The organism is Desulfosarcina cetonica JCM 12296, from assembly GCF_001311845.1.
In the GTDB taxonomy this organism is placed as follows: domain Bacteria; phylum Desulfobacterota; class Desulfobacteria; order Desulfobacterales; family Desulfosarcinaceae; genus Desulfosarcina; species Desulfosarcina cetonica.
The window spans coordinates 1-2,320 of the sequence record NZ_BBCC01000393.1 but is presented as its reverse complement, the minus strand read 5'-3'; the positions used below and the strand labels follow the sequence as shown (position 1 = coordinate 2,320).

Annotated in this window: 1 protein-coding gene and 1 pseudogene; both read left to right on the top strand. The window is 52.4% G+C overall.

Annotated elements, in window-relative coordinates; translation table 11 throughout:
• Window positions 1-170: 170 nt before the first annotated feature.
• Window positions 171-661 (top strand): annotated as a pseudogene (locus tag JCM12296_RS39485) (Druantia anti-phage system protein DruA); the annotation flags it as partial.
• Window positions 662-883: 222 nt separating this feature from the next.
• Complete coding sequence (locus tag JCM12296_RS34235) at window positions 884-2,299, top strand: IS701 family transposase (RefSeq protein WP_422699257.1); 1,416 nt, start codon at window positions 884-886, stop codon at window positions 2,297-2,299.
• Window positions 2,300-2,320: the final 21 nt, after the last annotated feature.

The following is a 2,320-nucleotide window of genomic DNA, read 5'->3' as shown; positions in this document are numbered from 1 at the left end:
CACTACAGCGAAAATTGCAGTAGACGCCCAAATTAAAAGCATGTATACTTTCAAATAACAGGGCGATCAATCGGGGCCATGGCGTTGCGCATTGTGTGTTCGTTGGCTTGAATACGGGTTTTTCCGCTACGGTGAATCTGCGCCCTATCGTCAATAACCCATTTGCTGCCATGCAATCAAACCAAAAACAAAACGATGGCCTGCCGCCAGTGCCGGGTGTCATCAACACAGAGGCGATTGCCGGCGCGTTGAACGACTTTGGCCCGGCCATTGTGAAACCCGTCGGTGGTTCGGACTGGGAGCCATTGTGGGATCGCTGGGTCAGCCGGCATCACTACCTGGGGTATCGGCAACTGCTCGGGCATCGACTCAAATATTTGGCTTTTTTGAAAGATCGCCCTGTAGCAGCCTTGTCGTGGAGCGCACCGGCATTGAAACTGGCCGTAAGAGACTGTTTTATCGCTGGTCGCCGAGTCAACGAAAACGGCATCTGCATCAACTGGCCGCCAACAGCCGTTTTTTGATCCTGCCCTGGGCTCAGATCCCCAATCTGGCCTCGCATGTGCTGGCCCTCAATATTGCGCGGCTGCCCGTGGATTGGCTACACCATTTCAACCATCGCCTCCTGCTATTGGAGACTTTTGTCGATCCCCGCTACTTTGTGGGCACCTGCTATAAGGCCGCCAACTGGCTGCACGTGGGGCATACGCAGGGTAGCACCAAACAAGGCAAGGGATATCGTTATCATGGCAACCCCAAGGAGGTTTACCTTTATGTTTTAGACCCGGACTTCAGACAGATTATCGATTGCCGCCAACAACCCGCCCCTATTCTTGTTCTTGATCGCCCCCCACTGACCCAAACCAAGGTGGAGGCGCTGGTCATGCTATTAGAACATTGCCGATGGCATCCGCAACTGACCGCCGACTTGAATCTCGATACCGATGATATCGAGACGATGGCCAACGAGCTGGTCAGTTTTCATCAATGCTTTCATGACGCTTATGGTCGCATCGAACATCACCGTCTGGGATTGGCCTATTTCTCCGGACTCATGAGTAATGCCGAAGCCAAATCCGTGGAACCGATCGCGCTTGAGTTTCTCGATAAAAAATCGGTCCGCTCCATGCAGATGTTCATGAAGACCTTTCGTTGGGATCATGGGGCCATGCTGCAGACCCATCAGAAGATGCTGGCGGAGTTGATCGCCGCACCCGATGGAATGATCACCATCGATCCCAGCGACTTTCCCAAAAAGGGCAAGGAGTCGGTTGGCGTGGCTCGACAGTATTGTGGCGCTCTCGGAAAGGTCGAGAACTGTCAGTCCGGTGTCTTTATCGGCTATTCCAGCGACAAGGGCTACGGCCTGCTCGGTGGTCGGTTGTATATGCCGAAAAGCTGGTTTTCCCCTGAGCAGAAAGAAAGGCGCCAATTCAACTTGGTCCCCGAAGATCTTGCCTTTGAGACCAAGCAGCAGATCGCCTTAAAATTAATCACCGAGATCGTCGCCACAGGGCATTATCCCTTCACGTGGATTGGCGCCGACGCTGCTTTTGGCAGTGACATGGAATTTTTGAACGCCTTGCCCAAGGATTGCTTTTATTTTGCCGCGATCAAATCCGACACCCAGGTTTTCACGAAAAAGCCAAAAGTGGGATTCCCGCCCTATAAGGGGCGTGGCCGCCGTCCCACCAAATTAAAAGTTTTGCCAGGACAACCCAAACCGCGAAGTGTCGCTGAGATCGCCAAATCCGACCGCGTATCCTGGAAACCGGTCGTTGTTGCCGAAGGCGCCAAGGGCCCCATCATTGCTAAAGTCGCCCGACTTCGCATCCATTTGTCTCGCGATGGCTTGCCGACAGGTGATCCACAATGGCTTTTCTTGCGAAAGAACGACGATGGCAAGATCAAATACGCCATCTCCAATGCATCCAAAGAGATCCCGCTATCCGAGATGGTAAAGGCCTCCTCCATGCGCTGGCCCATCGAGCAGTGCTTTCAGGAAGGCAAGAGTCAAGTGGGCATGGATTGCTATGAACACCGATCCTGGCCCGCCTGGCATCGCCACATGACATTCGTATTCCTGGCTCTACATTTTATGCTACGGATGCGATTGCACTTTAAAAAAAACACCTTTGCTGACGGTACCCCTGGTGCGAAAAATACTATCGTTAATACTTCCGCTCAGATCTCTGAGCGTCGAGGGGATGAAGGAGATTATTCAATATCATCTGCGCCGCAACTTCATCGCTTACATCTCGCATCGAAAGAAAAGGGTCAGGCTGGCCAAATCTTATAACATCTATGTTTCGCTGTAGTG

Excerpts from the sequence above, each read along its gene's own strand:
- JCM12296_RS34235 (WP_422699257.1), top strand. The coding sequence starts at position 884 with ATGCTATTAGAACATTGCCGATGGCATCCGCAACTGACCGCCGACTTG.